Source organism: Burkholderia sp. Bp9015 (assembly GCF_003853505.1).
Classification (GTDB): domain Bacteria; phylum Pseudomonadota; class Gammaproteobacteria; order Burkholderiales; family Burkholderiaceae; genus Burkholderia.
The window spans coordinates 1-24,562 of the sequence record NZ_QTPZ01000063.1; the positions used below are offsets into that span (position 1 = coordinate 1).

The 24,562-nt window shown below is 66.5% G+C and carries 19 protein-coding genes and 1 pseudogene; 2 read left to right on the top strand and 18 right to left on the bottom strand.

All coding sequences use genetic code 11. The features are described 5' to 3' along the window. Window positions 1-270: 270 nt before the first annotated feature. On the bottom strand, window positions 271-1,107 hold the full coding sequence (locus tag DIE12_RS36670; protein WP_044848485.1) for an alpha/beta fold hydrolase: 837 nt from the start codon (window positions 1,105-1,107) through the stop codon (window positions 271-273). A 330-nt stretch (window positions 1,108-1,437) separates the two neighbouring features. Continuing rightward, window positions 1,438-2,271 carry an oxidoreductase gene (locus DIE12_RS36675; protein WP_124523973.1) on the bottom strand — a complete coding sequence of 278 codons (834 nt, stop codon included), beginning with the start codon at window positions 2,269-2,271 and terminating at the stop codon, window positions 1,438-1,440. 94 nt (window positions 2,272-2,365) lie between these two features. Between DIE12_RS36675 and DIE12_RS36680 the strand changes: the two genes are divergently transcribed. Beyond that, the gene (locus DIE12_RS36680; RefSeq protein ID WP_124521628.1) at window positions 2,366-3,337 is read left to right on the top strand and encodes an AraC family transcriptional regulator; all 972 of its coding nucleotides are present in this window, start codon (window positions 2,366-2,368) and stop codon (window positions 3,335-3,337) included. Window positions 3,338-3,394: 57 nt separating this feature from the next. Here the strand turns inward: DIE12_RS36680 and DIE12_RS38975 are convergent, their stop codons facing one another. After that, complete coding sequence (locus DIE12_RS38975; protein WP_311768019.1) at window positions 3,395-4,432, bottom strand: CoA pyrophosphatase; 1,038 nt, start codon at window positions 4,430-4,432, stop codon at window positions 3,395-3,397. Between DIE12_RS38975 and DIE12_RS38880 the strand changes: the two are divergent. Next, window positions 4,427-4,576, top strand: a pseudogene (locus DIE12_RS38880) (phenazine biosynthesis protein PhzC/PhzF); the annotation flags it as partial. The gene DIE12_RS38975 and the pseudogene DIE12_RS38880 overlap by 6 nt on opposite strands. Before the next feature lie 384 nt (window positions 4,577-4,960). On the opposite strand, the gene DIE12_RS36695 reads toward DIE12_RS38880, so the two are convergent. The 15 genes from DIE12_RS36695 to DIE12_RS36760 form a co-directional block, all read right to left on the bottom strand. Beyond that, the gene (locus tag DIE12_RS36695; protein ID WP_124523974.1) at window positions 4,961-8,482 is read right to left on the bottom strand and encodes a pyruvate carboxylase; all 3,522 of its coding nucleotides are present in this window, start codon (window positions 8,480-8,482) and stop codon (window positions 4,961-4,963) included. A gap of 277 nt (window positions 8,483-8,759) precedes the next feature. Then, complete coding sequence (locus DIE12_RS38885) at window positions 8,760-8,894, bottom strand: hypothetical protein (protein WP_260426335.1); 135 nt, start codon at window positions 8,892-8,894, stop codon at window positions 8,760-8,762. Window positions 8,895-9,308: 414 nt separating this feature from the next. Beyond that, entirely contained in the window at window positions 9,309-10,565 is a 1,257-nt protein-coding gene (locus tag DIE12_RS36700) for an SRPBCC family protein (RefSeq protein ID WP_124523976.1), read from the bottom strand. A 179-nt stretch (window positions 10,566-10,744) separates the two neighbouring features. Further along, entirely contained in the window at window positions 10,745-11,674 is a 930-nt protein-coding gene (locus DIE12_RS36705) for a LysR substrate-binding domain-containing protein (RefSeq protein ID WP_124523977.1), read from the bottom strand. 30 nt (window positions 11,675-11,704) lie between these two features. Continuing rightward, window positions 11,705-12,706, bottom strand: a complete 1,002-nt coding sequence (locus DIE12_RS36710; RefSeq protein ID WP_124523982.1) for a LysR substrate-binding domain-containing protein — start codon at window positions 12,704-12,706, stop codon at window positions 11,705-11,707. 495 nt (window positions 12,707-13,201) lie between these two features. After that, window positions 13,202-14,695, bottom strand: a complete 1,494-nt coding sequence (locus DIE12_RS36715) for an aldehyde dehydrogenase (protein WP_124523978.1) — start codon at window positions 14,693-14,695, stop codon at window positions 13,202-13,204. A gap of 16 nt (window positions 14,696-14,711) precedes the next feature. Then, window positions 14,712-16,043: an FAD-binding oxidoreductase gene (locus DIE12_RS36720; RefSeq protein ID WP_124523979.1), complete on the bottom strand. Its 1,332-nt coding sequence runs from the start codon at window positions 16,041-16,043 to the stop codon at window positions 14,712-14,714. A gap of 6 nt (window positions 16,044-16,049) precedes the next feature. Then, the gene (locus tag DIE12_RS36725) at window positions 16,050-16,937 is read right to left on the bottom strand and encodes a dihydrodipicolinate synthase family protein (protein ID WP_124523980.1); all 888 of its coding nucleotides are present in this window, start codon (window positions 16,935-16,937) and stop codon (window positions 16,050-16,052) included. A 162-nt stretch (window positions 16,938-17,099) separates the two neighbouring features. After that, window positions 17,100-18,425 carry a serine hydroxymethyltransferase gene (gene glyA, locus DIE12_RS36730; protein ID WP_260429077.1) on the bottom strand — a complete coding sequence of 442 codons (1,326 nt, stop codon included), beginning with the start codon at window positions 18,423-18,425 and terminating at the stop codon, window positions 17,100-17,102. A 137-nt stretch (window positions 18,426-18,562) separates the two neighbouring features. After that, a complete protein-coding gene (locus tag DIE12_RS36735) occupies window positions 18,563-19,444 on the bottom strand; it encodes a glycine betaine ABC transporter substrate-binding protein (RefSeq protein ID WP_124521615.1) in 882 nt (293 codons plus the stop codon). Window positions 19,445-19,597: 153 nt separating this feature from the next. Beyond that, entirely contained in the window at window positions 19,598-20,485 is an 888-nt protein-coding gene (locus DIE12_RS36740) for a proline/glycine betaine ABC transporter permease (protein WP_124521614.1), read from the bottom strand. Beyond that, the gene (locus DIE12_RS36745) at window positions 20,482-21,771 is read right to left on the bottom strand and encodes a glycine betaine/L-proline ABC transporter ATP-binding protein (protein ID WP_044848468.1); all 1,290 of its coding nucleotides are present in this window, start codon (window positions 21,769-21,771) and stop codon (window positions 20,482-20,484) included. The genes DIE12_RS36740 and DIE12_RS36745 overlap by 4 nt, the downstream gene beginning before the upstream one ends. Before the next feature lie 549 nt (window positions 21,772-22,320). After that, entirely contained in the window at window positions 22,321-23,175 is an 855-nt protein-coding gene (locus DIE12_RS36750; protein ID WP_124485735.1) for a 3-hydroxybutyryl-CoA dehydrogenase, read from the bottom strand. Between the two features lie 38 nt (window positions 23,176-23,213). Further along, the gene (bktB, locus tag DIE12_RS36755) at window positions 23,214-24,407 is read right to left on the bottom strand and encodes a beta-ketothiolase BktB (protein ID WP_044848466.1); all 1,194 of its coding nucleotides are present in this window, start codon (window positions 24,405-24,407) and stop codon (window positions 23,214-23,216) included. Window positions 24,408-24,455: 48 nt separating this feature from the next. After that, window positions 24,456-24,562 (bottom strand): 4Fe-4S dicluster domain-containing protein (locus DIE12_RS36760; RefSeq protein ID WP_141667388.1); only part of this gene is annotated, 107 nt, incomplete at its 5' end.

A 24,562-nucleotide genomic window follows, 5' to 3' on the forward strand; every position in this document is an offset into this window, starting at 1 on the left:
GGGGTGGGGGGGGGGGGGGGGGGGTGGGGGTGGGGGGCGGTGGGCGGTGGGCGACTGGCGACTGGCGACTGGCCGCAATCGTGCGGTGCATCGAGGGGGAATCGACGGTAGCGAGCCGAACGCTACGCGGCGCCGTGGCGACTTCGCGGTGTCGTGCCGGCAGCATCGTTCCGCGTAGCCGGTCAAACCCGCCGGCGAAGCGGAAGGAGGCTGGCCGGCATCACCGGCCAGCGCGGCGCAGCCCGCGAGAACGGGCTTGCGCCGCCAGCGTTACGACTGGACGAAGGCCAGCAGGTCGGCGTTCAGCACATCGGCGTTGACCGTCAGCATCCCGTGCGAATACCCCGGATACGTCTTCAGCGTGCCGTTCTTCAGCAGCTTGACCGACTTCAGCGCCGAATCGGCAATCGGCACGATCTGGTCGTCTTCGCCGTGCAACACGAGCGTCGGCACCGAGATCGACCGCAGGTCTTCGGTCTGGTCCGTTTCCGAGAACGCCTTGATGCCTTCGTAGTGCGCCTTCGCGCTGCCGATCATGCCCTGGCGCCACCAGTTCTGGATCACGCCCGGATGCACCGTCGCGCCCGGCCGGTTGAAGCCGTAGAACGGGCCCGACGGCACGTCGAGGAAGAACTGCGCGCGATTGTCGGCAAGCGCCTTGCGGAAGCCGTCGAAGACCTCGAGCGGCAGGCCTTCCGGGTTCGCATCGGTCTTCAGCATCAGCGGCGGCACCGCGCTGACCAGCACCGCCTTCGCGACGCGGCCTGCCGGCTCGCCGTGGCGGGCCACGTAGCGCGCGACTTCGCCGCCGCCGGTCGAGTGGCCGATATGGACCGCGTTGCGCAGGTCGAGCGCTTCGGCCACCGCGAACGCGTCCGCCGCGTAGTGATCCATGTCGTGGCCGTCGGAAACCTGCGCCGACCGGCCGTGGCCGCGACGATCGTGCGCGACCACGCGATAGCCCTTCTGAACGAAGAACAGCAGCTGGGCATCCCAGTCGTCGGAAGACAGCGGCCAGCCGTGGTGGAACATGATCGGCTGCGCATCCTTCGGGCCCCAGTCCTTGTAGAAGATGTCGACGCTGTCCTTCGTGGTGATGTAAGGCATGGCTTCAGGCTCCTTTGGGGTAGGTGAACGTCACGTGCCGGCCGGCCACCCGGGCGGATGTCGGTGTCGAACTGCGACGCGGCGGCACACCGCGCCGGTCGATGCGGCACCTGAGTGTTGTAGCGGAAAACCGCGACCGTGTCATGAAGCCAATTGCATACCGCCGTGTATCGGTTCTCCGCGGGCAACGACGATGTGTGGCGCGAACGACCATGCCGCGTTCGTCACCGGTCCGGACGGGCACAACCTCGAAGCGGTGTGCTCGCATCCCGAGACTTGACCATTCAACGCAACTAACCGTGCGATTTCGCACGCCCCGACCCTCGTGCCTCAACCGTCCGTCGACACGGTCACCGCCTCCCACGCGCGCATGTCGTCTTCCAGCGCCGACCATTTGGCGCGCACGAGCCGAAGCGCATCGCTGCCGAGCAACAGATGGGCCGGCGGATGGTCCGCCTCGATGACCGCGAGCATGGCACGCGCGGCCTTCGCGGGATCGCCCAACTGACGGCCGCTGTTCTCCTCGCGCGCGTGACGGATCGGCTCGAAGAGCGCGTCGTAATCGGCGATCGAGCGCGGCGTGCGCGTCATCGAACGGCCGGCCCAGTCGGTGCGGAACGAGCCCGGCGCCACGGCGGTCACCGCGATGCCGAACGGCTCGAGCTCCTTGCCGAGCGTCTCGGAAATCCCTTCCAGCGCGAACTTGCTGCCGCAGTAATAGGCAATGCCGGGCATCGTGATGTGGCCGCCCATCGACGTGATGTTCAGGATGCGGCCGCGCCGGCGTGCGCGCATCAACGGCACGACGGCCTTCATCATCGCGACGGCGCCGAATACGTTCACGTCGAACTGTCGGCGCATCTCCGACAGCGGCGACTCCTCCATGATGCCTTCGTGCCCGTAACCGGCGTTGTTCACCAGCACGTCGACGGGCCCGACGCTCGACTCGATCGCCGCGACGACGCCGTCGATGCGCTCGAAGTCGGTCACGTCGAGCACGCGCCCGATGGCCGCATGCGGGGACAGCGCTTCGAACGCCCGCTTCGCCGCTTCGCTTCTCACGGTGCCGACCACCGTATGACCCGCGGCCAGCGCCGCTTGTGCGAGCGCGCGGCCGAAGCCGCTGCTGACGCCGGTGATGAGCATGATAGTGCCGGATGCCATGTGAGCTTCTCCCGAATGTCGATCGAAGCATGCATACTAGTCTGACGATCCACGTAACCTAAGCCCGGTTCCGCTGATTTTCTTGCACAAAACTATGAGCACCGCGCCCTCTTCGTCCCGATCGCCGCGGCTGCCCGCGCGCAGCCGCCAACACCTGATCGCGTTGCTGCATGCATTGGCGCCGGACGAAGGCTACAACCTGACCGCACTGCCGAGCGTGCGCATCCTGCGCTCGAACCGCGCGCTGTCGCGCACGCCGGTGCTGTACGACCCGGGCATCGTGATCGTCTGCCAGGGCAGCAAGCGCGGCTATTTCGGCGGCGAGCGCTACCTGTACGACGAGGCCCACTACCTGGCCGTCTCGGTGCCCGTCCCGTTCAGCATGGAAACCGACGCAACGGCGGCGCACCCGCTGCTCGCGCTGTATCTGCACCTCGATTTCCCGATGGCCGCCGAACTGGCCGCGCAGATCGACCGCGAAGGGATCGCCGAACCCGTGCAGGCGCCGAGAAGCATGATGTCGACGCCGATGGACGACGCGATGCAGGCGACCGTGCTGCGTTTCGTCGAAGCGCTGCACCGGCCGCTCGAAGCGGCGATACTCGGCCGCGGGTTGCTGCGCGAACTGTATTTCCGCGTGCTCACCGGCGCGCAGGGCAGCGCCATGCGCAACGCGCTGGCGATGCGCGGACAGTTCGGCCGGATCGGCCGTTCGCTGCGCCTGATTCATGCCGACTACGCGCAATCGCTCGACGTCGCGCAACTGGCCGCGGAAGCCGGCATGAGCGTGCCGAGCTTCCATAGCCACTTCAAGGCGATCACGCAGGTGTCGCCGATGCAGTACCTGAAGTCGACGCGGTTGCATCAGGCGCGCTTGCTGATGGTGCGCCAGGACCTGACCGCAGAGGCGGCCGGCCATGCGGTCGGTTATGCGAGCCCGTCGCAGTTCAGCCGGGAATTCAAGCGGCTGTTCGGGCTCACGCCCGCGCAGGAGACGAAGCGCATGCGTGCGCAGTTCGCGATTCCGGCGGCGTTCGAGGATGCGGTGTTCGTGTCGTCACACTGAGCGACGCGCCGCGAGCGGCACGCGTGACTCGGCGGGCCCGAGGCCCCGTGCGTGAAACTAGTCGGGACGTGCACACTCTCCGCCCGCGGCATCGCGCACCAGACCCGCCAGCGATTTCAGGATGAACGCGGTCACGCCCCAGATGTCCTGCGTCTGATCCGCCCAGTACCAGGCGCCGGCGCGTTCGCCGTCGCCGTATTGCCGCGGCAGATCGGGATTCAGCAGCGTCGAAAACGGAAACTCGAAGATCGCCTCGACTTCAGCGGGTGCGGCTTCCCATGCGGCTGTTTCCGACACGAAGCCGATCACGGGAAAAATGGCGTGATTGCGCTTTCTCGTTTTATGAATCGGCAGGCTTCCGATCATCCGCACCGCATCGGGCGCGAGGCCGATTTCCTCGAACGCCTCGCGCAGCGCGGTCGCGCCGATGCTGGTGTCCGATTCCGCCGGACGTCCGCCGGGAAAACTCACGTGCGACGAGTATTCGCTGAGCCCCGACGATCGCTTGGTCAGCAGGATCGTCGGATCGCGCCGCGCGACGATCGCGACCAGGACAGCGGAGAATTTCCACGGTCGGTCGTTGTCCGCGAGGTAGAGCTGCGCCGTGGGCCACGGCGTGTCGGCCGGGATCAGCAGGTGTTCCACGCCGCGTGCGAGCGCGTCCAGCATGGTTTGCGGCGAAGCGGTGCCCGCCGATGCGTTCGCGAGTCCACCCCCGGTTTTCAGGTGGCTTCCGTCGGATGCCATGTCTTCCTCCTGCATGCAGGATGCTGCAAGCGTTGAGCGACACTGAACACGACCTGTGTTGCATGGGCACGGCGTCGTTGTGATTGAACCGGACGATTCCGGATTCGCAGGCGGCCGTCTGCTCCGGCGAAAAAATTGGCGCGATCGTTGCGAAAATTCGCGTGGCCGGGCCGAAGCGGAGAACCCTGATGATGCACGAAAATTGAAATGCCGAGCGACGGCGCATCGATCGATGCGCTCGGTCCGGCAGAATGCAGGATCGTGCCGAAGCATCCCGACATCCGGGCGATGCTCGCGCGCCCCGACCAGCACGCCCCTCTCACACGAGATCGAGATGACCCGGCCCATCACGCGCTGCCCGCCGCGTTTCAGGTCGAACAGGGTGAAGCCGTCGGCCGGCCTTGCCTGCTGCGGTTGTCGGTCAGCTCGAACGGTGAAATCAGCGTCGGCGGTCGCGTGGTCGAGCTCGGGCGCGGCGTCATCAACGTCTAGACGCAACGACCTGCGACGCCGGACGCGCGCGCGACACACCGCCATCCATGCGTCGTGCGTGCTGCGGGCCGGCGCGGGAGCGATCGACGGCCGGGGCATCGACGCACGCCAGGCGTCGCCGCGCTTGCCATGCCGCCCGCGTCGCCCGCCCGAGCCGATCGCCGACATCAACGACCCGGCCGCCGATATCGCGCACACGTCGCGCGCCGCCTGCAACGCGTGCTTCGGCACGGCAGCCGTGTAGCCGCTCGTCGAGCGCGCGTAAGGGACGAGCCGCAGCGCTTCCATCGCACGCTCGCGCATCTGGCCGAACCGCTCGCGCGGTTCGCGATCCTCGCGGCTGCACCCGATCGGCTTCGCGAATACGACCGGGCGCGGCAACCGTCATTGCGCCGGGTCTTTCAGCTCGATCAGCAGATCCTTCGCCGCGACTCGCTCGCCCGGCTTCACATGCACGGCCGCGATCTCGCAGTCGCGCTCCGCCGCGATGTGCGTTTCCATCTTCATCGCCTCGAGCGCGATCAGCGTCGTGCCGGCCGACACACGCTGCCCCGGCTGCACGGCGACCGTGACCACCGAGCCCGGCATCGGCGCGGCGACATGCAGCGGATTGGCCGGATCGGCACGCTGCAGGCCATGACGCTCCTTGCCCGCCTGCACGACGCTCTTCTGCTCGACCAGCGCGGAACGCGACTGGCCGTTCAGTTCGAACAGCACCTTCACGATGCCATCCTGCGCGTCGGCGTGCTGACCCTGCAGCGACACGAGCAGCGTCTTGCCCGGCTCGATGTCGATCGCCACTTCTTCCTGCGGCTGCAGCCCGTACAGGAACGCCGGCGTCGGCACGACCGACGTGTCGCTGTAGGCGCGAACGTGCGCGTAATAGTCGACCGTCTGCTTCGGATACGTCAGGTAGGACGCGAGCTGCCGGTCGTCCAGCGGGCGTTCGCACGCGGTCTCGGCCTGCTTGCGTGCCGCGTCGAGGTCGACCGGCGGAAGCTGATCGCCGGGACGATACGGCGCCGGCGGTTCGCTCTTGAGCACCTTGCGCGACAGGTCCGCCGGGAAGCCGTCGGGCGGGAAACCCAGCTCGCCCTTGAACAGCGACACGACCGACTCGGGGAACGCGATGTCCTTGTCCGGATTGCGCACGTCGTCCACGCCGAGGTCGTTCGCGACCATCATCAGCGCCATGTCGCCGACCACCTTCGACGTCGGCGTGACCTTCACGATGTCGCCGAACAGGCGATTGACGTCCGCATACGCACGCGACACCTCGGTCCAGCGATGATCGATGCCGAGCGAGCGCGCCTGCTCGCGCAGGTTCGTGTACTGGCCGCCGGGCATCTCGTGACGGTAGACGTCGGCCGTGCCCGCGCGAATCTCCGATTCGAACGGCGCGTAATAACGGCGCACGCCTTCCCAGTACATCGACGCTTCGTGCAGGCGGTCCTGATCCAGCCCGGGATCGCGTTCGCTGCCGGCCAGCGCCGCCGCGATACTCGACAGGTTCGGCTGCGACGTGAGCCCGCTCATCGCGTCGAGCGCGCCGTCCACCGCGTCGCAGCCCGCACCGACCGCCGCGAGCACCGACGCCGCGGCGATCCCGCTCGTGTCGTGCGTATGGAAATGCACCGGCAGCCCGGTTTCTTCCTTGAGCGCCTTCACGAGTGTCGCGACCGCCTGCGGGCGGCAGATGCCGGCCATGTCCTTGATGCCGAGCACGTGCACGCCGGCCCGCTGCAGCTCGCGCGCGATGCCGACGTAGTACTTGAGGTCGTATTTCGAGCGCGACGTGTCGAACAGGTCGCCGGTGTAGCAGATCGCGCCTTCGCAGAGCATCCCGCTCTCGCCGACCGCATCGATCGCCACGCGCATGTTGCGCACCCAGTTCAGCGAATCGAACACGCGGAACACGTCGACGCCCGCGCTCGCGGCCTGCTGCACGAAGAAGCGCACGACGTTGTCCGCGTAGTTCGTGTAGCCGACCGCGTTCGAGCCGCGCAGCAGCATTTGGAACAGGATGTTCGGCACGCGTTCGCGCAGCAGCGCGAGCCGCTCCCACGGGTCTTCCTTCAGGAAGCGCAGCGCGACGTCGAAGGTCGCGCCGCCCCAGCATTCGAGCGAGAACAGCTGCGACAGCTCGCGTGCGTAGAACGGCGCGATCGGCAGCATGTCGGCCGTGCGCATGCGCGTCGCGAACAGCGACTGGTGCGCATCGCGCATCGTCGTGTCGGTCAGCAGCACCTGCTTCTGGTCGAGCATCCAGCGCGCGAACTTCTCGGGGCCGAGCTCGCGCAGTCGATCGCGCGTGCCGGCCGGAATCGCCACCGCCGTATCGACCTTCGGCAGCACGGGTTTCGGCAGCGGCAATGCCGGCAGCGTGCGGCCGCTCATCTCGGCGTTGCCGTTCACGTTCAGCTCGCCGAGATAGCGCAGCAGCTTCGTCGCGCGATCGCCGCGCTTCGCGAATGCGAGCAGCTCCGGCGTCCTGTCGATGAAGCGCGTCGTCACGTCGCCCGCGATGAAGGCCGGGTGATTGATCACGTTCTCGAGGAACTGCAGGTTCGACGTGACGCCGCGGATCCGGAACTCGCGCAGCGCGCGATCCATCCGGTGGATCGATTCGGCGGCCGTCGGCGCCCAGGTCGTCACCTTGACCAGCAGCGAGTCGTAGTACGGCGTGATCACCGCGCCACCGTAGGCGGTGCCGGCGTCGAGGCGCACGCCGAAGCCCGCCGCGCTGCGATAGGCCGTGAGCCGCCCGTAGTCGGGCAGGAAGTCGTTCTCCGGGTCCTCGGTCGTGATCCGGCATTGCAACGCGTTGCCATTCAGCGGAATCGCCTGCTGCTCCGGCACGCCGGCCGCGCGCGCGACGAGCGTGCCGTCGCCGTCCGTCGCGTCCTCGGCGAGGCCGATCCGGCCGCCTTCGGTGATGCGGATCTGCGCCTTCACGATGTCGATGCCGGTGATCATCTCGGTCACCGTATGCTCGACCTGGATGCGCGGGTTCACCTCGATGAAGTAGAACTGGCCGGTGTCGGCGTCCATCAGGAATTCGACGGTGCCTGCATGCGTATAACCAACCGCGCGCATCAGGCGCAGCGCCGATTCGCACAGCGCCTGCCGGCCCGCGTCGTCGAGATACGGCGCCGGCGCCCGCTCGACCACCTTCTGGTTGCGCCGCTGCACCGTGCAGTCGCGCTCGTACAAATGCACGACCGTGCCGTGCAGGTCGCCGAGCACCTGCACCTCGACGTGCCGCGCATTGCGCACGAGCTTCTCGACGTATACCTCGTCGTTGCCGAACGCGGCCAGCGCCTCCCGGCGCGCGACGGGCAGCAGTGTTTCGAGATCCTGATCGCTTTCCAGCACGCGCATCCCGCGTCCGCCGCCGCCCCAGCTCGCCTTCAGCATCAGCGGATAGCCGACTTGCGCGGCCAGCGCGCGGCATGCGTCGAGATCGTCCGGCAGCGGCGCGGTCGCGGGCATCACGGGCACTCCGGCGGCGATCGCCGCGTTGCGCGCGGCCACCTTGTTGCCGAGCGTGCGCATCACTTCCGGCGACGGGCCGATCCAGCGAATGCCGGCGTCGATCACGGCCTGCGCGAAATCGGGGTTCTCCGACAGGAAGCCGTAGCCGGGATGGATCGCGTCGACCTTAGCCTGCCGCGCGACGCGCAGGATGTCGTCGATGTCGAGATACGCGGCGAGCGGCTTCTTGCCTTCGCCGATCAGGTAGCTCTCGTCCGCCTTGAAGCGATGCAGCGCGAGGCGGTCTTCCTTCGAATACACCGCCACCGTACGCATATTCAGTTCGGCGGCGGCACGCATCACGCGGATCGAGATTTCCGAGCGGTTCGCGATCAGGATGGACTGGATGGGGGTAGGCGTCACGGCGGCCATGGATAGTGAATGGTTGAATTGAGTTCGCCGCCGCGCCGTGCTCCGCCCGCCTGCTTCATTGGGCGGCGTTCGGATCGTCGCGTCGGTCATTCGCGGTTGCATCGTCGCGGCTTTCGCCAGTCGACATGTTCGCCAGATCGCCGGATGGTCGCTATCGACATCGCGACGACGAATAGCATCCAGCCGACCAAACGGAAATAAGGGACCGCTCGCCGGCCGGTCCGGTCGTCGGTCGAAGCACGGCGAGCCCGTGGCACGAACCGCGCTCGCGACAGGATCAATCGCGGTGATCGAACAGCGGTGCGTGATCCATCCAGTCGTAGCCGGCCGTTCCCTTTGCCCACGCCCAGTTCGTATCGCGGCGGCGTTCACCGGACGATTCGCGCGTCGGCGCGGATCGATCTGCTTCCAACGCGCGTTCGCGCGCAACGCGACGCGCATCGTTCCCGGAAACCGTGTTTCGTTTGCCGTAGTCAGTCATTGCATTCACCTTACGATTGAAAAGCGGGTCGCCTCGAACTGTGCGGTTCGTTTCGTCAGGAGAGAACGGTCGGACGAGAGCACATCGAGCATGTCGTCTCGTAAAGGCAAGAAGCAGGCCACATCGAATATCACACGGACGGCGTTGATGGATGGGGCTCGGGCGCGTAGGCCGGCTTCGTACCGGCTCAGATATGGAATCGAAGTTTCAATTCTGAAATCCCGCGAGGCGGGACCGGTCAGCCGAGCGGACCGATGGGCCAGGAGAAGTCAACGTCAATCGGGCCGGCATCGCACACCGCTGAGAAAGGATCCGAAATCGCCCTCCCGACGCGTCTCGCCTCCATCAGATCCCGTGCGCGCTCAACCGCGCGCCGTACCAGCGCGAGAACCGGTCGACGTAAGCCTCGGTGAACGGCGAGAACACGCCCGGCGCATACGCAGGATCCTGGGTGCCCGCGTGCGTGATCTCGACGAGGTGCTTGTCTTGCGTATTCGTCGCGACCCATACCTCGGTCAGATCCGACAGCGTGTAATCGACGCCCTCGACCGCGTCGGCATGGACGAGCCATTTCGTGCGCACGAGCGTCTTGTCCGGTGCGAGCGGGATGATGTACGAAATCACCGCGTGGTCGCTCATCACGTGGGTCCACGAATTGTGCGTCCACAGATGCGTATCGCCGAGATCGCGCCGTTGCAGGTCGCCGAACAGCTTCGTGCTCGCCACCTTCGTGCTGATCGTCTGCGATTCGCCCGCGCCGGCGATCACGAGCTGCTGCGTCCTGAACTGCGTGACGGCATCCTCATCGAGCCATTCGACGGCCGAGCCGAGGAAGCCTTCGCGCGCCCAGTTCGCCTGGCAGCTGGCGTTGCGCGCCTGGTATTCCTCGAACGCCCGAAGCTGTTCGTCCGTGAGGTTTTCCGGGCAGAAGCCAAAATCCTCGGGCAGGAACGACGCGGTCAGCTCGGGATGGGTGCCCGCGCAGTGATAGCACTCGCGGTTGTTCTCGATCACCAGCTTCCAGTTGCCGTGCTCGACGATCTCCTGCTCGAACGCGATCTTTGTATGCCGCAGGTCGTACGGCGCGAAGCGCGGCGCCATCGTGTCCTCGAGCTTCGCGATGTCCTCGGGTGCATCGTCGTCGAGGCACACGAAGATGTGCGTGCCGATGATGCGCGTCTTCACCGGAATCAGGCTGCGGCAGGTCGTGTCGAAATCCTTGCCCATGTGCGTCGCGTGGCGCAGCGTGCCATCGAGGTCGTACGTCCATTGATGATAAGGACACACGAGCATTCCAACGGTCGACTTCCCCGCCTCCTTCATGCGCGCGCCACGGTGACGGCACACGTTCCGGTAGGTTCGGACGTTCTCGTCGTCGTCGCGCACGATGAAGATCGACGACTTGCCGATGTCAACGGTCGACACGTCGCCGGGCTCCGGAACGTCGGCCGTCACGCCAACCAGGATCCAGTGCTTCAGGAAGAAGATCTCGACATCCGTTTCGAAGACGTCCTGACGGCCGAACAGTTCGCCGGGCATCCCGTGGCCCGGTTGGCGACTGCGGATCAGGTCGCCGTGCGTCTTGACTTGCACTTCGGACATCGTCTTTCTCCAATCCCAAGGTTCGTGAAATCGCGCGGCTTCGAATGTTCCGCGTCGATTTCAGTATTGGATCGATGAAAAAGAGCGTCAACGCGCTTTATTTTCGTTCTGGTATTACCTGGGATCATGCGAAGCGGACAGAGCGAAAATCGCCGCGAAAGTCTGCCGGCGCGCCTGCGTCAGTCCTGCCTGACGTCCGCGCGCAGCCATTCGACGAGGCCGTCGATCGCCGGCGTGATCGTCTTCCCGTGCGGCACCAGGATGTAATAGGCGTCCGTCATCTGCAAGGACGCCACCGGCAACCGCACCAGTTCCCCGGCGTCGAGCAGGTCGTGGACGAGCCGCCCCCAGCCGAGCGCGACACCATGACCATAGCGGACGGCATCGATCGCATCGGTATATAAGCTGCAGCGCAGCGCGTAATTCAACCGGTCGGGCCGAAAGCCGGCGGCATGGAACCACGCCTCCCACCCCATCCAGCCCTCGGACGTCGAATCGGACTCCACCAGCGCGACGGCGGCGAGTTCCGCCAGCGATTCCGGCGCGCCGTGCTGCCGCAGCCAGGCCGGCGAGCAGACGGGAAAGACTTCTTCGTCGAACAGGCGGATCGCGGTGCCGTCGGCCCAGCGACCGTTCCCGTAGCGCACCGCGATGTCGATTTCGTTGTGGCGCAGATCGGCGGTAAACATCAGCGTCGCGAGACGAAGCTGCAACTCGGGCTGTGCGGCCTTCAGTGCGGCAAGCCGCGGCAGCAGCCGGAAATGCGAGAACGCGGAGGTCGCCGCGAGGACGAGTTCCTGCCGGATCGGGCCGCTCGTCAGACGGTCGAACACGCCGGCGATCTTCTGCATCGACTCGGCCATCACCCGGTACAGCGCCGCACCCTCGTCGGTCAGTTCGATCGAGCGATGCAGCCGATGGAACAGGCGCGTGCCGAGCAGGTCCTCGAGGAACTTGATCTGCCGGCTCACCGCGGCCTGCGTGACGCCGAGTTCGTGCGCGGCCAGCGTGAAGCTGCCGAGGCGGGCGACCGCCTCGAACTCGACGAGCGCCGTCACGGACGGGATCAGACGGCGATAGCCTTTGGGGGTTGCGGACGCAGGTTTCATCTGACGAACGCGTGGTGCGGGGGCAGCGTGCTATTGACCGATCTCGACCCCGGCATCGAGCCAGCCGCGCATCATCACGCCGACCTCGTCGCCCAGCCACTTCCGGAACAGCCGGTATTCCTCGCGCGGCTGCGCATTCCGGTGCGTGATCAGATAGTGATGGCGATCGCGGAACACCAGCACGTCCTGTACCGGACGCACCAGGGTGCCTTGCTCGATCTGCCGGTGCACGAGGTGATGCCAGCCCAGCAGCGTCCCCTCGCTGGCCTCGGCCTGGGCGACGAGCAACCGGTAGTCGTTGCTTTCCAGATATTTGTTCTCGGTCAGCGTGTCGGTACCGTCGCCTTGCTGGAACCAGTTGCGCCACACGCGCCAATCGACGTGCTCGCACACCTGCGCGCGGCCGAGCATCGACAGGTTCAGGGTCGGGCACGACAGCAGGTCCAGCGGCTTCAGCGACCGGCCGCGAAAATGGCGTTCGTGAAAGGACGGGCTGCAAACCGGATACACGATGTCGTGAAACAGCGGCTCGGCTTCGAACTCGGGCTCGCGCGGCGGGTTCTTCGTGATGATCACATCGGGCTCGATGAGCCCGTCGAGTTCCATGAAGTGTTCGGTGACGATCACGTTCAGCCGGATATCCGGAAACCGCTCGCGAAACGCGGGCAGCCGCGACGACAGCCAGAGCGCCGAGAACGTATGCGACACGCAGATCATCAGCGCGTGCCTGTCGGTGCGGCGCACCGCCTCCGCCGCCTCGGCGATGTTCATGATCGACAGGTACGACGCGTTGTAGAGGACGCGCCCCGCATCCGTCAGCGCGATATGCCGGCCGGTGCGCTCGAACAGAGCGACGTCGAGCGAATCCTCGAGTTCCTTGATCTGCCGGCTGATCGCGGCCTGCGTCACGCACAGCACCTCGGCCGCCTGGGTGAAGCTCTCGTAGCGCGCCGCCGTCACGAAACACCGCAGCGCGCGAAGCGACGGCATCTGCGCGAGGAGTCGGTCTGCAAACAATTGCTTCTTCAACATGGCTTTCACTCTCAAAACGGAGGTCGGACGCAGCGTCAGCGCATTCGTCGACGGCAGTCCCCATCGGCTGCCTGCGAGCAGGCTCATCGCAAGCCTTTCGATTATCTGAATATTACGGCTTGCGAGTCGGCCGGGCGGCGTCGCGATGACGCCATTCTCGCTCGATTGTGCACTGCGTCGCCATTATCGGCGCGATGATGGAGACGGCAAGGCGCGCCGTGGTGCCGCCCATCCGCCCCCGCGCCAGGCCACTGCGCGGCGCGGGGGCGCAGCGCACCATACGTGATGCCGACGCGGCGTAGCGTCGTTCGTTCTGTCGCGCGCCGCGTGCGCCATTCTCGCCGGCCGAGCGGGCGCTGGCCATACTCGCGCGACATGGTGCAGGACAACATCGCAGCCGATCGGCGGCTCGACAAGCCGCCGAAACGGTTTCGCCGCAACCTGCAGCCTGGGCCGCGCGGCCCCGGGGTGCAGCGTGCGCGGCGCGCGCCCCACTTAGTCGAGCTTCAACCAGGTGGTCTTCAACTCGCAATATTGATCGTGTGCGTACACGGACTTGTCGCGGCCGCCGAACCCCGACTGCTTGAAGCCGCCGAACGGCGTCGACAGGTCGCCTTCGCCGAAGCAGTTCACCGTGACCGTCCCCGCACGAATCCGCGCGGCGACCTTGTGCGCGCTGTTCACGTTGTCGGTCCACAGCGACGCGGCCAGCCCGTAGCACGTATCGTTCGCGATCCGCACCGCGTCGTCGACGTCGTCGTATTCGATGAAGCACACGACCGGCCCGAACACCTCGTCGCGCGCGATGCGCATCTCCGGCGTCACCTGATCGAAGATCGTCGGCTCGACGAACCAGCCGCCCGTCTCCGCGAGGATCGCGCGCCCGCCGCATACCACGCGCGCGCCTTCCGCCTTCGCCTGTTCGATATGGCCGAGCACCTTCTCGTAATGCTTCTGTTCGATCAGCGCGCCGAGCTTCACGTCCGGATCGAGCGGATCGCCGGTCTTCCAGCCGGCGAGCACCGCCTGGACCTTCTCCAGCAGTTCCGCCTTGCGGCTCGACGGAACGAGGATCCGCGAGCCGGCGCTGCAGTTCTCGCCCATGTTCCAGAACGCGGCCGCAACTGCCTGCTCGGCCACCGCGTCGAGGTTCGCGACGTCCGGCAGGATGACCTGCGGATTCTTGCCGCCGCACTCGAGCACGACGCGCTTCAGGTTCGTATCGGCCGAGTAGTGCAGGAACCGCTTGCCGGTGGCGGTCGAACCGGTGAACGCGACGAGATCGACGTCCGGATGCCGGCCGATCGCCTCGCCGGCCTCGGCGCCGAACCCCGTGACGACGCTGAACACGCCCGGCGGCACGCCGGCTTCCATCGCGAGATCCGCGATGCGCAGCGTCGACAGCGACGTCTGCTCGGCCGGCTTCACGACCACGCTGTTGCCCACCGACAGCGCGGGGCCGATTTTCCATGCGAGCATCAGCGCCGGGAAATTCCACGGCAGCACCGCGCCGACGACGCCGATCGGCTCGCGCGTGACCATGCTGACGACGCCGGCGCCGGAAGGCGACAACGCGTCGTAGCGCTTGTCCGTCACTTCCGCATGCCAGCGGATGCACGCGGCCGACTCGGGAATGTCGAGCCCCAGGCATTCGCCGATCGGCTTGCCGGCTTCCAGCGCCTCGAGCAGCGCGAGCTCTTCGGCATGCTCGTCGATCAGTTGCGCGACGCGCAGCAGCACCGCCTTGCGGTGCGCGGGCGCGGCCTTCGACCAGACGCCCGATTCGAACGCGTCGCGCGCGGCCGCGACCGCGCGGTCGACGTCGCGTTCGCCGCATCGCGCGACCTCGGCGAGCGCGTTGCCGGAAGCGGGGTTGAGCGTCGCGAACGTCTCACCCGACGCTGCCGCGCTGCGCTGCCCCGCGATGAACGCACGACCGTCGAGCGACAACGCGTTCGCCTTCTGTTTCCAATCCTGATGGGTCGTCATGTCGTTTCCTCAAAAATCAAAGCTCGGCACCAGCCGAGAATTCCTTGGCCCAGATCGTCGCCGACACGGCCAGGTCGACGAGCGGCCGAACCGGCAGCGGACGCGGATGCGGCTGCTTCAGCAACTGCTGCACGAGGCTGTTCGATCCGCCGAGCGCGTATTCGGCGATCAGCTTGCCGGAGGCCGACCCGCGGCTCAGCCCGAGGCCGTTGCAGCCGATCGCCTCGTAGAGGCCGTCGTCGCGCCTGCCGAACAGCGCACCGTTGTTCGAGGACAGGCACAGCGGCCCGCCCCACGTATATTCGAGCTCGACGCCGCCGAGCATCGGGAAGCGGCGCTCGAACGAGCGCTGATGCAGATGCCGCGATTTCGCGAGATCGGCCTGCGACAGCTTCACGTCCGGCCGGAACGCGAAATGGTTGCGCACGCAAATGCGATCGGTGACCAGGCGCCGCACCGTCGTGCCCATCGGATCGGCCGGAATCAGCGCCCACGAGCGCGTGCCGCCGAGTCTCGCCACTTCGTCGGGGTTCATCGGGCGCGTGAGCGACGCGAACGTATAGACCGGCAGCAAACCGTTCGAATGCATGCCGAAGGTCGCCGCGTATGCGTTGGTGCACAGGATCACCTGCTTCGCGACGATCGTGCCGCCGGCGAAATGCAGTACGCGCGTGTCGCCGCGCGGTTCGATCCGCTTCACCGGGCTGAGCTCGAACACCGTCACGTTCGCCGGTTGCGTCGCCGCCAGCCCGCGCATCAGCGCCGCCGGCTGCACGGTGCTGCAGCCCGGCGTGAACAGCGCGCCCGTGTAGAACCCGGTGCCGGTCACGGCCTGGATCGCCGGCTGATCGAGCCATTCGAATGCTTCGCCGATGCGCGACAGCCCGTCGGCGAAATGCGCGAGCGCGGCCGCGCCCTTCCGGTTGACCGACGCGTGGAATTTGCCGTCGTCGCGCCAGTCGCAGTCGATGCCGAAACGCCGCACGATCTCGCGCACATAGTCGATGCCGTGCCGCTGAAACCGCACGTCCGCACGATCCTCGTCGATGCTGCGCGAATAGCTTTCGCTGCTGATGTCGTGCGGCAGGTCGACGAAGAATCCGGAATTGCGCCCGGACGTGGTGCGGCCGATCCGGTCGGCCTCCACGAGCGCGATGGACGCACCGGGTGCCAGCTCCGCCAGCCGGCGCGCGGCACAAAGCCCGGTGATGCCGCCGCCGACGACGACCCAGTCGAACCGGCTGTCCGACTTGACGGCATTGGCGTCCGGTGCGGGCGGAAGGCTCTCCCACCACCCGTTCATCCCGTCCGGCGCCGGAAACCGCGCGAATTCCAGAGTCGAGCCCATGACGGATTACCGGCCGTCGCGCAGAAGCGGCTTGACGAGCTCCGCGAACGCGTCGCGCTCGTCGCCCGACAACGCGCCGAGCGGCGCGCGCGCGACGCCGACCGGCAGCCCGGCCAGCTCGCAGCCGTAGCGCACGTACTGAATGAACTTGCCGCTGCGCTCGAGCAGTTCGAGTACCGGCAGCAGTCGGGCCATCAGCTTGCGACCGGTCGCGAAATCGCCGCGCTTCACGCATGCGTCGAACAGGTCGGTGTGCGCTTCCGGCAGGAAGTTCGATGCGCCGCCGACCCAGCTGCGCGCGCCCCACGCGAAGAACTCGAGCGCCTGATCGTCCATCCCGCAGCTCAGCACGAGCCGGCCGCTGAAATGCGTCGACAGGTGATGCAGATGCGCGATGTCGCCGGTGCTTTCCTTCATCGCGACGAAGTTCTTGCGCTCGAGCAGCGTCTCGAGAATGTCGTCGCCGATTTCGGTGCCCGTGCGGGCCGGGAAGTTATACAGCATGATCGGCATGTCGAGCGCGTCGTCGACCGCGAGCAGGTGCGCGAGCAGTTCCTGCTGGGTCGGCTGCGCATAGTACGGCGCCGCCACGAGCAACGCGTTCAGCCCCGCGCGCTTCGCTTCACGGCCGAGGCGCAGCACCTCCTTCGTCGTGGTCGCGTTGATGCCCGCGGTCAGGAACGTCTTGCCGCCGGCCGCGGCGGCGACCGTGTCGAACGTGCGCACGCGCTCGTCGAAGCTCAATGCGTAGTATTCGCCCGTCGTCCCGCCGATGCCCAGGCCGGATACCCGGCCCGCAAGATCGGCCGCATGCCGGCCCAGCAGTTCGTGGTTGATTTCGCCGTCCGCGTCGAACGGGGTGACCAGCGGAGTGTGTACGCCCTCGAAGCTCATTTTCGATTCCTCAATCAAGTGGTTGCACCAGGTTCCCGCCCGTCAGGCAGGAAACCGGCAATTCGACACAACGTCGTCGGTACGTCGCTGCATACGCGCAGCGACGCCGATCGATTCACTACGTGATCCGAACGATGTTCGAGGTTCAGACCGATTCCCGGATCAGGCGAACGCCTCCGCGTGCGCGTAGACGGGAAACTGGCTGCACAGGTCGCGCACGCGGGTCCGTACCGACCGCTCGACCGCTTCGTCGCCGTTCGGATCGCGCACGAGCGCAGCCATCACTGCCAGGATCATTTCGCCGATCTGCTCGAACTGCGCGGTTCCGAAGCCGCGCGTGGTGCCGGCCGGCGTACCGAGCCGGATGCCGGACGTGACGGTCGGGTTTTCCGTATCGAACGGAACCCCGTTCTTGTTGCAGGTGATGCCCGCGCGCTCCAGCGCCTTCTCGGCCTGCGCGCCGGTGATGCGCCGGGCGCGCAGGTCGACCAGCAGCAGGTGGTTGTCGGTACCGCCCGTGACGAGCGTCAGGCCGCCGGCCGTCAGCACGCGCGCGAGCGCCTGCGCGTTGCGCAACATCCGGTCGATATAGCGGGTGAATTCCGGCCGAAGCGCTTCCGCAAAGGCCACTGCCTTGCCGGCGACGACATGCATCAGCGGCCCGCCCTGCAACCCCGGAAACACCGCCGAATCGATCTGCTTCGCGACCTCGGCGTGGTTCGTCAGGATGAAGCCGCCGCGCGGGCCGCGCAGCGTCTTGTGCGTGGTGGACGTCACCACGTCGGCGAACGGCACCGGATTTTGATGCCGACCGGCCGCGACGATGCCCGCGATGTGCGCCATGTCGACCATCAGCTTCGCATCGACGCTGTCGGCGATCTCGCGAAACGCGGCGAAGTCGAGCGCGCGCGGATACGCGGAGTAACCGGCGATGATCAGCTTCGGGCGATGCCGCTCGGCGAGCCGGCGCACGTCGTCGTAATCGATGCGCAGCGTGTCGCGGTTCACGCCGTACTGCACCGCGTTGAACCACTTCCCCGACAGCGCGGACCGCGCGCCGTGCGTAAGGTGGCCGCCCGCATCGAGCGACATGCCCATCACCGTGTCGCCCGGCTTGACGAGCGCGAGCATCACCGCGCCGTTGGCCTGCGCGCCCGAATGCGGCTGGACGTTGGCGTGGCTCGCGTCGAACAGCGCGCACGCGCGATCGATTGCGAGCGCCTCGATCCGGTCGACATGGTCGCAACCGCCGTAGTACCGCCGCGACGGATAGCCTTCCGCGTACTTGTTCGTCAGCACGGTGCCCTGTGCTTCCAGCACCGCCGCCGACGCGATGTTTTCAGATGCGATCAGTTCGATCTGGGTTTGCTGGCGACGCAGCTCCAGCGCGATCTCCGACGCGATCACCGGATCCCGGCTCTGAAGCGTTTCGGAAAAAAAGCGGGCGTTCTCGTTCACTTGCTGACTCCGCGACGCGATTCGTGACATGCTGCATGGACTGCGCGTACCGCACATCGCGAGGCCGGCGCCATCGTTGCGGCTCCGCCCATCGGCTTCGGGCGATACGCCCCGCCGGTTCGCGCGGACGACGCCGATCGCATCGTCTGCGCCACCGGGGCGCAGCTTTACTGCTGCAGCCAGGCCTTGAGCTTCTCTGGGTGTGCATCGACGAACTTCTTCGCGGCGCTCGCGTAGTCGTTCGTGCTGTTCCCCTCGAACTCGATCGCCTCGACATCGGCCAGCGTCAGCTTCAGGTGCTTGAAGAACACGTCGGCGCGCGGGAACTTGCCCGCGAACTTCTTCGACGCGAACGCATGAATCTGCTCTTCGCCGCCCAGCGTGCCCTTCGGATCCTTCAGGTAACGCATCTGCCACTTCTGGAACAGCCAGTGCGGGCTCCAGACCGTTGCGACGATCCACTGCTTCGACTGGTACGCACGCGACACGCTCGCCAGCATGCCGGCCTCGCTCGACGCCTGAAGGTTGTAGCCGTCCAGGTTGTACGCCTTGATGGTCTTCTCGGATGCCTGCATCAGGCCGCCGCCCGGCTCGATGCCCTGGATCGTGCCGTTCAGCTTGCTCTTGACTTCCGGCTTGCTCAGGTCGGCGATCGACGACAGCTCCGATTCCGGAATGTAGGTTGGCACCGCCCAGCCGTTCTTGCCGCCGGTGTAGATGATGCCGACGTCGTCCAGGTCGTTCTTGTACTTCGCGTAGTAGGTCCCGTGCGTGACCGGCAGCCAGCCCCCGACCATGATGTCGAGATCGCCACGCGCGACACCCTGGTACTGGATGCCGATGTCGGCCTGGACGAACTGCACCGGTTGCTTCAGTTGCGTCTCGAGCACGTACTTCGCGACGTTCGCCACCGCGAGCACGTCCGCCCAGTTGGTCACCGCGATCTTGACCGGCTCGGCCGCCGATGCCGCGCCCACACCTGCACTGCAGGCCACCACCGTCGATACCGCAAGTTTCGCCAGAAGCGACTTGAACGTATGGGTATTCATCTAGTACTCCTTTTTAATCACGCGAGTCTTTCAAGGGTGAGGAACGCCTTCGATCGGCGTTTCCGGTCTCCACGCACTGCTACACCGGTTCCGCCGCGGCACCGTGGCCGCGACGCTTCATCGTCCTTCAAATGCCTTCGACCGCCCTGTTCGTCAGGTGCGTGCCGCGCCACGCGGGCCGGCCTTGCCGGCGCGCACGATCGGCTTCTTCGCCTTCTTCTTCGCCTTCACGCCGAAGCTTTCCGTCAGGCGATCCAGTACGATCGCGAGCAGCACGACGCCCAGCCCGCCTTCGAAACCGATCCCGATGTCGAGACGCTGAATGCCGCTCAGCACGTATTCGCCGAGGCCGCCCGCGCCGATCATCGACGCAACCACCACCATCGACAGCGCCATCATGATCGTCTGGTTCACGCCGGCCATGATCGACGGCAGCGCGTTCGGCAACTGGATCTTCCACAGCAGCTGCCAGTCGGTGCTGCCGAACGAGCGGCCGGCTTCGATCAGTTCCTCGCGGACCTGCCGGATGCCGAGCGTCGTCAGCCGCACGACGGGCGGCATCGCGAACACGATCGTCGCGATCACCGCCGGCACGCGTCCGAGCCCGAACAGGATCACGGCCGGGATCAGGTACACGAACGCGGGCATCGTCTGCATGAAGTCGAGCAGCGAGCGCAGGATCATGCCGATCCGGTTGTTGCGCGCGCCCCAGATCCCCAGCGGGACGCCGATCACGAGGCTGAAGAAGGTCGCCGCGGTAACGAGCGCGAGCGTCGATACCGTCTGTGCCCACAAGCCCATGTAATGGATGACGAGCAGCGCGAGGCCGACGAAGATCGAGAACACGATGCCGCGGCGCCACAGCGCGAGCCCCACCATGATCACGACCATCGCGATGAACGGCACGGCGGCGAGACCGTCTTCGAGCAGCTTCACGACCGCGCCGAGCCCCGCCGAAAACGTGTCGAAACCGCCGCGGAAATGCAGAAACAGAAAGTTGACGAAGTCTTCCGCGAACTTCCCGATCACCGACGCGTTCATGCTGCCCTCCGTTGCATCATCTGCTTGAGTATCGTCCGGCAGGACACGACGCCCGCCAGTTGTCCCGCCGCGTCCGTCACCGGCACGTCGTGCTGCCGGGTCAGCGCGATCGACGCGAGCCGATGCAGATCCGTATCGATCGACACCGCATGGAAGTCGGGCAGGAATGCCTCGCGAATCGGCCGGACACCGGACCGGTGCAGTGTGGCGGCCGTCACGCAGCCGAGGTAATGGCCGGCCTCGTCGCACACGTAGCCGCATTCCGCGCCGCTGTCGATCAACCGGTTCAGGTAGCGGTCGGACGACGTGCCCGCGTCGCACTGAATCAGCCCGCGCTCGATCTTCGTCAGCAGGCTCGACGCCTTCAGGAAGCGCGACACGTCGACGTTGCGGAAGAAGTCCTGCACGTAGGCGTCCGCCGGTGTCTGGATCAGTTCGGCCGGCGTGCCGACCTGGATCAGGCAGCCGTCCTTCATGATGCCGATGCGGCCGCCGATCTTCACCGCCTCCTCGATATCGTGGGAGATGAACACGATCGTGCGCTGCTCTTCCTTCTGCAGGCGCAGCAGCTCGTTCTGCATTTCGAAGCGGATCAGCGGATCGAGCGCGGAGAATGCCTCGTCCATCAGCAGGACCGACGGGTTCACCGCGAGTGCGCGGGCAAGGCCCACGCGCTGCTGCATGCCGCCGGACAACTCGCTCGGCAGCAGCTTCTCGTACGACCCGAGCCCGACGCGCTCCAGCGCGGCACGCGCGACCTCGTAGCGCTGCGCCTTCTTGATTCCCGCGACCTCGAGCCCGTACGCGATGTTGTCGAGCACGGTCCGGTTCGGCAGCAGCGCGAACGACTGGAACACCATCGCCATCTTCCGGCGTCGAACGTCGCGCAATTCCGGCGTCGACATCGGCGCGATGTCGCGGCCTTCGAGCACCACCTGCCCGGACGTCGGCTCGATCAGCCGGTTGAGCAGACGTACCAGCGTCGATTTACCCGAGCCCGACAGCCCCATGATCACGAAGATCTCGCCGGCCCGCACGCTCAGGCTCACGTCGTCGACCGCCACCATGTTGCCGGTTTCGGCGAAGATCTCGTTGCGCCCGACGCCGCGCTTCATCAGCTCGATCGCACGCTCGGGCTTCGGACCGAAGATCTTCGACAGGTGCTTGACGGTCAGGATGTCGGTTCCGGTCGCGATGCTCGACCGGGCGATCGACGGCGCACCGTCGGTGGAGATTGCTCCGGGGGGAAGTACGTCGCCCGGTGCAAACGTCAGATTTGGGGCCATTCTGTCATCCCGACTAACTGGTAACGGAAACCGCGAACTCCGCACGTGTCGCCATCGATTGCCGGCTTGCTGCCAGGGCTCGATGCCGCGCTCGCGTGGTTGACGGCGCTGATTCAGTGACTGCAGCGTATCAATCCAATTTCGTCGCTCCAGATACATTTTCTGTGCGCTTTTCCATACCTTTGGTAATGCATCGAATGCGGGCAAAAAGGCATGACTGCCCCGAAACCGTGCGAATGACGTGAAAACCAGTGCCGGTGCGGCTGTGCGGGATTGGACGAGAATTGCGCCGAGGCGGCGTGCGTGGCGTGCGCAGGGGTGCGCTAGGGGAAAATCCCGACGAGGGGACTTAAGGGAAACTACCAGGAAGACGCGCATTCGACGGCGCACATGGCCGTCGGGCCGGCTCTCGGCAGGGCGGCCCGGCAGATGCTCGCGATGTTCAAGCGTCCCTTGCCGCGGGACCTCGCGGCGCTCGACGCGTAAGCGCACCGCGCAAAGCACGCGGCCGCCCGAAGGCGGCCGCGCGAAGAGGCACTGATGCGCCGCCTACTTGCTGTAGTCGTACACCCCCCGCCCCGTCTTGCGCCCCAGCCGCCCTGCCGACACCATCTCGCGCAGCAGCGGGCACGCACGATACTTCGTGTCGCCGAAGTCCTTCAGGAACACGTCCATCACCGCGAGACACACGTCGAGCCCGACGAGGTCGGCCAGCGCGAGCGGCCCGATCGGATGGTTCGCGCCGAGCTTCATCCCCGCGTCGATCTCCTCGGCCGACGCGATGCCTTCGGCCAGCACGAAGAACGCTTCGTTGATCATCGGCACGAGGATCCGGTTCACGACGAAGCCCGGCGCGTTGCGCACGCCGATCGGCGACTTGTCGAAACGCTCGGTCAGCGCGCGCACCGCCGACGCGGTCGCGTCGCTCGTCTGCAGCCCGCGGATGATCTCGACGAGCGGCATCAGCGGCACCGGGTTGAAGAAGTGCATGCCGACGAAGCGCGACGGATCGGCGAGCAGCGCCGCGAGCGACGTGATCGAGATCGACGACGTGTTGGTCGCGATGATCGCGTCAGGCCGCGCGACCGACTCGATCTGCTTCAGGATGCGGCTCTTCAGCTCGACGTTCTCGGTCGCGGCTTCGATCACGATGTCGACCGCGGCGAGCTTCGCGTAGTCGGTCGACGTCGTGATGCGCGCGAGCGCGGCGTCGCGTGCGCCGGCGTCGAGCTTGTCCTTCGACACGAGCCGCTCGAGGCTGCCCTTCAGGGCGGCGACGCCCTTGTCGAGCGCCGCGTCGCTGACGTCGATCATCACGACGTTGAGTCCTGCAACGGCCGCGGTTTGCGCAATGCCGTTGCCCATGGTTCCGGCGCCCACGACGCCGACGGTTTCGATTGCCATGACGATTCCTGTGTATTCGGGTGCTGAGCGGTCGATTATCAGATGTTCTCGAAGATCGCCGCAATCCCCTGGCCGCCGCCGATACACATCGTCACGAGCGCGTAACGCCCGCCGATGCGCTTCAGCTCGTACAGCGCCTTGACCGTGATCAATGCGCCGGTCGCGCCGATCGGGTGACCGAGCGAAATGCCCGAGCCGTTCGGGTTGACCTTGGCCGGATCGAGACCAAGCTCCTGCGTGACCGCGCACGCCTGCGCGGCGAACGCCTCGTTCGCCTCGATCACGTCGAGATCGGTGATCTTCAGGCCCGCGCGCTCGAGCGCCTTCTGCGTGGCCGGCACCGGGCCGATGCCCATGTACGCCGGATCGACGCCCGCATGCGCGTACGCGACGAGACGCGCGAGCGGCTTCACGCCCTGCGCGCGCGCGGCATCCGCGCTCATCATCAGCACCGCGGCGGCCGCATCGTTGATCCCCGACGCGTTGCCGGCCGTCACCGTGCCGTCCTCCTTCACGAACACCGGCTTCAGCTTCGTGAAGTCGTCCGGGCCGGCGTCGTGACGCACGTGCTCGTCGGTGTCGAACGCGACCTCGCCCTTCTTCGTGCGGATCGAGATCGGCAGGATCTGGTCCTTGAAGCGGCCTTCGGCGATCGCGCGCGCCGCGCGACGATGCGATTCGAGCGCGAGCGCATCCTGCGCATCACGCGAAATGCCGTACTTTTTGGCGACGTTCTCCGCGGTCACGCCCATGTGGATCGTCTGGAACGGGTCGTGCAGCGCGCCGAGCATCATGTCGACGAGCTTTGCGTCGCCCATGCGCTGGCCGAAGCGCGCGGCCGGCACCGTGTACGGCGCGCGGCTCATGTTCTCCGAGCCGCCGCCGATCGCGACGTCGGCGTCGCCGAGCATGATCGTCTGCGCGGCCGACACGATCGCCTGCAGGCCGGAGCCGCACAGGCGGTTCACGGTGAGCGCCGGCGTGTGCTGCGCGACGCCGCCGTTGATCGCCGCGACGCGCGCGAGATACATGTCCTTCGGCTCGGTGTTCACGACGTGGCCGAACACGACATGCCCGACCGCATCGCCCGGCACGTTCGCGCGCGACAGCACTTCGCTCACGACCTTCGCGCCGAGATCGGTCGGCGAGAAATCCTTCAGGCTCCCGCCGAAATCGCCGATCGCGGTACGGACACCGCTCACCACCACGACTTCTTTCGCTGCATTGCTCATCGTCTCACTCCGGTTCGTTCGCGCCCGCGGGCGCGGGGATGCGTTGCGTTACATGTTCGGATAATTCGGCCCGCCGCCGCCTTCCGGCGTGACCCACACGATGTTCTGCGTCGGGTCCTTGATGTCGCAGGTCTTGCAGTGCACGCAGTTCTGCG